Raw genomic sequence first — 6543 nt, 5'->3', positions numbered from 1 at the left:
GGCCATGATGGTGTAAAAGCCTTTTTTCATCTGATGCGATGCTTTCCTCGCTGCGGTCCGTCCGCCCCGGACGGGTGGGAGGCATCCGGGCTTATTACGTTCGAAATGGGTTGTGCGCAGGGCTTTATATCACGAAAATAGCTGCATTCGGACTAGCACAATCCTTGAGCGCCCAACAGGTGGGCTTGCCGGGCGCTGAAAACACCCTGTAAGCTCCTGATTCGAAAGCGTCTTTGCGAACTAATCTCCATGCCGCGCCCCCTCTCAGCAACGATCCACACTTCCGCTCTCGCCAATAACCTCGCTGTCGTCCGCAAGTACGCGCCCAAGTCGAAAATCTGGGCTGTCGTGAAGGCCAATGCCTACGGCCACGGGCTTGCGCGCGCCTTTCCGGGCCTGCGCGCGACGGACGGCTTTGGCCTTCTCGACCTCGAAGAGGCGGTGAAGCTGCGCGAGCTCGGCTGGGCCGGCCCGATCCTGCTGCTGGAGGGCTTCTTCCGTCCCACCGACATCGACGTCATCGACCGCTACAGCCTCACGACCGCCGTGCACTGCGACGAGCAGATGCGCATGCTCGAAATGGCGCGCCTCTCGAAGCCGGTCAACGTCCAGCTCAAGATGAACAGCGGCATGAACCGCCTCGGCTACACGCCCGAGAAGTACCGCGCGGCGTGGGAGCGGGCGCGTGCCTGCCCCGGCATCGGCCAGATCACGCTGATGACGCACTTCGCCAATGCCGATACGCCACGCGGCGTCGGTGAGCAGATGGAAACGTTCGAGCGCGGCGCGCAGGGCATTGCGGGCACGCGTAGCCTGGCCAATTCGGCCGCCACGCTCTGGCACCCGTCGACGCATTTCGACTGGGTGCGCCCCGGCATCATTCTTTATGGCGCGTCGCCTTCGGGTATCGCTTCGGCGCTCGATGGCGTTGGCTTGCAGCCGGCCATGACGCTCGCCTCCGAGCTCATCGCCACGCAGCACGTCGCGCAAGGCCAGACCGTCGGCTACGGCTCGATCTACACGGCGCGCAAGCCCATGCGCATCGGCGTCGTGGCTTGCGGTTATGCCGACGGCTATCCGCGCGTGGCGCCCGAAGGCACGCCCGTGATCGTCGACGGCGTGCTCACGCGCGTCGTGGGCCGCGTTTCCATGGACATGCTCACCGTCGACCTCAGCCCCGTGCCCAGCGCGGGCGTGGGCGCGCGCGTCGAGCTATGGGGCGCGAATCTGCCCATCGACGACGTCGCCCGCGCTTGCGGCACGATCGGCTACGAGCTGATGTGCGCCGTCGCGCCGCGCGTGCCGGTACGCGCCGAATAACGCCATGGCAAAGAGCATGGCTAAGGTCAAGACGCTATACACCTGCACCGAATGCGGCGGCCAGGCGCCGAAGTGGCAAGGTCAGTGTCCCGCGTGCGGCGCGTGGAACACGCTTGTGGAGGGTGTGGCCGAACCGGCGGGCGGCCACCGCTTCCAGTCGCTCGCGAAGAGCGCGCCGGTGCGGCGGCTCGCCGACATCGAGGCGTCGGACGTACCGCGCTTCACGACCGGCGTGGGCGAGTTCGACCGCGTGCTCGGCGGCGGGCTCGTGGCGGGCGGCGTGGTGCTGATAGGCGGCGATCCGGGTATCGGCAAGTCGACGCTGCTGCTGCAGTCGCTCGCGCAGATCGCGGCGCAGCGTCGCGCGCTCTACGTGAGCGGCGAGGAATCGGCCGCGCAGATCGCGTTGCGCGCACAACGGCTGGCGCTGCTCGATCCCGGCTCGGCGGCGAGCGAGCTTCAGCTGCTCGCCGAGATCCAGCTTGAAAAGATCCAGGCGACGATCGAGGCGGAGAAGCCCGACGTCGCGGTCATCGATTCCATCCAGACGATCTATTCCGAAGCGCTGACTTCCGCGCCCGGCTCGGTTGCGCAGGTGCGCGAGTGCGCGGCGCAGCTCACGCGCATCGCCAAGCAGTCGGGCACGGCGATCATCATGGTCGGCCACGTGACGAAGGAGGGCAACCTCGCGGGCCCGCGCGTGCTCGAGCACATCGTCGACACCGTGCTGTACTTCGAAGGCGACACGCATTCGTCGTTCCGTCTCGTGCGCGCGTTCAAGAACCGCTTCGGCGCGGTCAACGAGCTGGGCGTGTTCGCCATGACCGAGAAGGGCTTGCGCGGCGTTGCGAATCCTTCCGCGCTCTTTCTCTCGCAGCACGAGCAGAGCGTGCCGGGCTCGTGCGTGCTCGTGACCCAGGAAGGCTCGCGCCCGCTGCTCGTCGAGGTGCAGGCGCTCGTCGATACGGCGCACGTGCCCAATCCGCGCCGTCTCGCCGTCGGCCTCGAGCAGAACCGGCTCGCGCTGCTGCTGGCGGTGCTGCATCGCCATGCGGGCATTGCGTGCTTTGACCAGGACGTGTTCCTCAATGCCGTGGGCGGCGTGAAGATCACCGAACCGGCCGCAGACCTCGCCGTGCTGCTCGCCATTCACTCGTCGATGCGTAACAAGCCGTTGCCCAAGGGTCTGATCGTTTTTGGCGAAGTGGGCCTTGCGGGCGAGATCCGGCCCTCGCCGCGCGGGCAGGATCGTCTGAAGGAAGCCGCCAAGCTCGGCTTTTCATGTGCGCTGATTCCCCGCGCCAATGCGCCGAAGCAGCCGATCGATGGTTTACAGGTGATTGCGGTGGAGCGTATCGAAGAGGCGATCGACCGCGTGCGCACGCTCGATTGAGCGCGGCGCAGGCGGCCAAAATGCTTGTACTGTCACGTAATCATTGGTAACAACCCTGGTTGCCGCTGTAACCATTTCAATTCCCGATTTCCCTATGCTTGGGCCGATGTTCACACCATGTCCAGCGGAAGGGATAGCGACTTGAAACAGACTGAGACGTCCGTCGGCGGTCGTTCGATCGTCGTGCGCGGCTGCCGGATTTCCGAGCCGCTCATGCAACCTTGGGGCAGTAGTTGCCGTATCGTCGAATGGATCGACGGCGACGGGCGCATTTCGCGCCGTGTCGTGGCAGAAGACGTAACAGCGGCCGAGGTGCGCAGCACCATTGCGCATCATGTGGAAGGCCGCAAGTACCTGCTGTACGACGACGAGCGCGCACCGCGGCAAACCCTGCCGCGGCGCTAGCCGAAAAAATGGGCGCTGCGAAGCGCCCATTTTTCATTGTGCGCACGGCATGTGCAGCGCATGGTGAGGCTTAACCCCACGGTCCGTACGTGAAGGGTTTCGTCGCGCCGGGCGTGACCGGCGCGACGGCCGCGCTGGATTGGACGGCGGATGGCCCGGCCTGCGGTTGAGCGCTGGTTTGCACCGGCGCCGCCTGCACGCCGGGGCTTGCCTGCTGAGCCTGCTTCGCGGCCATTTCATCCATGATCGCTTGCAGCACTTCGGCGTTGAACAGCGGATGGCGCGAGGCCTCGCCCGGCGTGAGGACCGGCGACACGCAGCAGTCGATCGCTTCCAGCCGGTCGATCCAGGTCTGCAGCGACTCCGACTCGATGATCGCCGCCAACTCGCGCGTGAGCGCGGCAGCGTCGGCGCCGCCGATTGCCTGGCCGAGGCTCCAGTGCCGTTCGGCCCAGTCGTCACGGCCGATCGCGTGGCAAAGCGTCTGCCAGAATTTCAGCTCCAGCGCGCCGACGGCGAGCCACCGGCCTTCGCGGGTGCGGTAGAGGTTGTAGCAGGGCACGCCGCCGTTGAGCAGGCCGCCGCCGGGTTGCAGCGCTGCTGCGTCGTCGTTGGCGAGCGCGACCTGAGCGACCACGTTGTGCGCATAGCTCGCGTGCGCCATCGAAACGTCCACGAAACGGCCCACGCCGCCGCGCGCCACATGCCAGAGCGCCGCGAGAATCTGCGTGACCGCGCTGAGTGCGCCGCCGAGCAGGTCGGCGATCTGGAAATTCGGCAGCACTGGCGCGCCGTCGCGCGTGGCGAGCTGGTCGAGCACGCCCGCATAGGCGATGTAGTTGATGTCGTGACCCGGATGGCCGGCGAACGGTCCGGTCGTGCCGTAACCGGTGATCGCGCAATAGACGAGCTTGGGGTTGACCTCGCGCAACGCTTGGTAGCCGACTCCGAGGCGATCCATCACACCGGGCCGAAAGCTCTCGACGAGTACGTCGGCGTCGCGCGCGAGAGCGAGCAGTACCGAGCGCCCGCTCTCGGTCTTCAGATCGAGCCGCGTCTCGCGCTTGCCGCGATTGACGAGGCGGTAGAACGCGCCGGGGCGCGCCGCGACTTCGTCGACGGCGCTTTGCATCATCACGCGCGCCGCGTCGCCGGCACCGGGCGGCTCGATTTTCAGCACGTCGGCGCCCATTTCCGCGAGGCGCAAGGTGGCCACGGGTCCGGGCAGGAGGCGGGTCAGATCCAGTACGCGAAGGCCTTGCAATGCGGCGGGTGACGACACTCGTGGCTCCCTGGCGATAAGACGTGGCGAAAAAAGCGGCTAGCGGCAGTTTAGGGCGAACGGGAGCGGCCAGGGGGCGAAGGTTGCGCGCTAGCCGATCTGCTCGAGTTCTTCGTGCGCGTCGAGCCAGTCGGCCTCGAGCACCTCGAGGCGCGACTGCACTTCGGCCTGGCGGCGGATTGCCTCGGTCAGGCGGCTCTTGAGCTCCGGCTCGTAGCTTGCCGGATCGGCGACGAAGGCGTCGAGGGTGCCCTTTTCAGTGTTGAGCGCATCCATTTCCTTTTCGATCTTGCCGATTTTCGCCTGCAATGGCTTCTTCAGGTGCGCGAGCTTCTGGCGCTGTTCGGCCTCCTGGCGACGCTGTTCCTTGCGATTGAAGCCGTCGCCTGCGCTTGCGCCATTTGCGCCATTTGCCGCACCGGATGCCACCTCCTTGAGCGCCGCGCGCTGTTCGGCGGCATGCTGGAGCAGCCAGTCGCGGTAGTCGTCGAGGTCGCCGTCGAACGGTTGCAGGCGGTGCTTCGCCACCAGCATGAACTGATCAGTCGTGGCGCGCAGCAAATGCCGGTCGTGCGAGACGAGAATCAGCGTGCCTTCGAACTGCGCGAGCGCCATGGTCAGCGCGTGGCGGGTTTCGAGGTCGAGGTGGTTGGTCGGTTCGTCGAGCAGCAGCAGATTGGGCTTTTGCCAGATGATGAGCGCAAGCGCGAGGCGCGCCTTCTCGCCGCCCGAGAACGGCGCGATCGGCGCGGTCGCCATCTCGCCGGGAAAGTTGAAGCCGCCGAGAAAGTCGCGCAACTCCTGCTCGCGCGTATCTGGCGCGAGGCGCGCGAGATGGCGCAGCGGCGAGTCCTCGGGACGCAGCGTCTCGAGCTGATGCTGCGCGAAATAGCCGATCTGCAGGCCCTTGCCCGTGCGCATCTCTCCCGAGAGCGGCGCGAGCGTGCCCGCGAGCGTCTTGATGAGCGTGGACTTGCCCTGGCCGTTCGCGCCGAGCAGGCCGATGCGCTGGCCGTTCTGGATCGAAAGCGTGACGCGCTCGACGATGGGCGTTTCCGTCCCGTCCTCGGCGCGATAGCCGCAGCGCACGTCTTCCATCACGAGCATGGGGTTCGGCGCGGAGTCGGGCGTGCGGAACTCGAACGTGAACGGCGAGCTCGCGTGCGCGGGGGCGATCAGCTCCATTTTTTCGAGCGCCTTCACGCGGCTTTGCGCCTGGCGCGCCTTGGTGGCCTTGGCCTTGAAGCGGTTGATGAAGCTTTGCAGGTGCGCGACCGTCTTCTGCTGCTTCTCATAGGCGCTTTGCTGGAGCGCCAGTTGTTGCGCGCGCAGGATTTCGAACTGCGAGTAGTTGCCGCCGTAGCGCTTGACCTGCTGGTTCTCCAGATGCAGCGTGACGTCGCAGACCGAATCGAGGAATTCGCGGTCGTGCGAGATCACGACGAGCGTGCCGGGATAGCGATGCAGCCACTCTTCGAGCCAGACGATCGCGTCGAGGTCGAGGTGGTTGGTCGGTTCGTCGAGTAGCAGCAGGTCGGAGCGGCACATCAGCGCCTGCGCGAGATTCAGGCGCATGCGCCAGCCACCCGAGAAGCTCGCCACCGGCTGGCGCGTTTGTTCGAGCGTGAAGCCGAGGCCGAGCAGCAGCGCCTCGGCGCGTGCAGGGGCGGTGTAGCCGTCGGCGTCGGCGAAGGCGGCGTGGGCTTCGGCTTCGGCCGCGCCGTCGTGCGCCGCCGAAGCCGCGGCGATGCGCGCCTCGATCTCGCGCAAGGCGGCGTCGCCGTCGAGCGCGTAGTCGAGCGCGCTGCGATCGACCGCCGGGGTTTCCTGAGCGACGTGTGCGATACGCCATGATGGCGGCAGCGAGAAGTCGCCGGCGTCCGCGTGCAGCTCGCCGCGCAGCACGGCGAACAGGGTCGATTTGCCCGCGCCGTTCGCGCCGACGAGACCGGCCTTTTCGCCGGGGTTCAGCGTGAACGAGGTCTGGTCGAAGAGCGGCTTGGTGCCGCGGGCAAGGCTGAATTGGTAAAAGCGGATCACGACGGCGCCGGCAGGAAGGAAACGGAAGAAAGTGGCATTTTAGACTGTGTCGGACATGCGCCGGCATCAGCCGGTCGGCTAGCCGTCTGGCCGAGGTGCGAAT

At 66.5% G+C, this 6543-nt stretch carries 5 protein-coding genes; 3 read left to right on the top strand and 2 right to left on the bottom strand.

From position 1 onward, the window contains the following. Positions 1 to 249 precede the first annotated feature (249 nt). The 3 genes from alr (at position 250) to VMJ11_RS11775 (ending at position 3118) form a co-directional block, all read left to right on the top strand. A complete protein-coding gene (gene alr, locus VMJ11_RS11785; RefSeq protein ID WP_325619590.1) occupies positions 250 to 1320 on the top strand; it encodes an alanine racemase in 1071 nt (356 codons plus the stop codon). A gap of 16 nt (positions 1321 to 1336) precedes the next feature. Further along, a complete protein-coding gene (radA, locus tag VMJ11_RS11780; protein WP_325619589.1) occupies positions 1337 to 2713 on the top strand; it encodes a DNA repair protein RadA in 1377 nt (458 codons plus the stop codon). Positions 2714 to 2830: 117 nt separating this feature from the next. After that, a complete protein-coding gene (locus VMJ11_RS11775; protein ID WP_414694371.1) occupies positions 2831 to 3118 on the top strand; it encodes a DUF2866 domain-containing protein in 288 nt (95 codons plus the stop codon). A gap of 70 nt (positions 3119 to 3188) precedes the next feature. Here VMJ11_RS11775 and VMJ11_RS11770 read toward each other — a convergent pair whose 3' ends face one another. Next, complete coding sequence (locus VMJ11_RS11770; protein ID WP_325619593.1) at positions 3189 to 4382, bottom strand: CaiB/BaiF CoA-transferase family protein; 1194 nt, start codon at positions 4380 to 4382, stop codon at positions 3189 to 3191. Positions 4383 to 4490: 108 nt separating this feature from the next. After that, positions 4491 to 6440: an ATP-binding cassette domain-containing protein gene (locus tag VMJ11_RS11765; RefSeq protein ID WP_325619587.1), complete on the bottom strand. Its 1950-nt coding sequence runs from the start codon at positions 6438 to 6440 to the stop codon at positions 4491 to 4493. Positions 6441 to 6543 lie beyond the last annotated feature (103 nt).

Origin of the sequence: Paraburkholderia sp. (assembly GCF_035501035.1) — a bacterium.
GTDB lineage: Bacteria > Pseudomonadota > Gammaproteobacteria > Burkholderiales > Burkholderiaceae > Paraburkholderia.
Note: the sequence above shows the minus strand (reverse complement) of the source record. Positions and strands in the feature narration are given on the sequence as shown.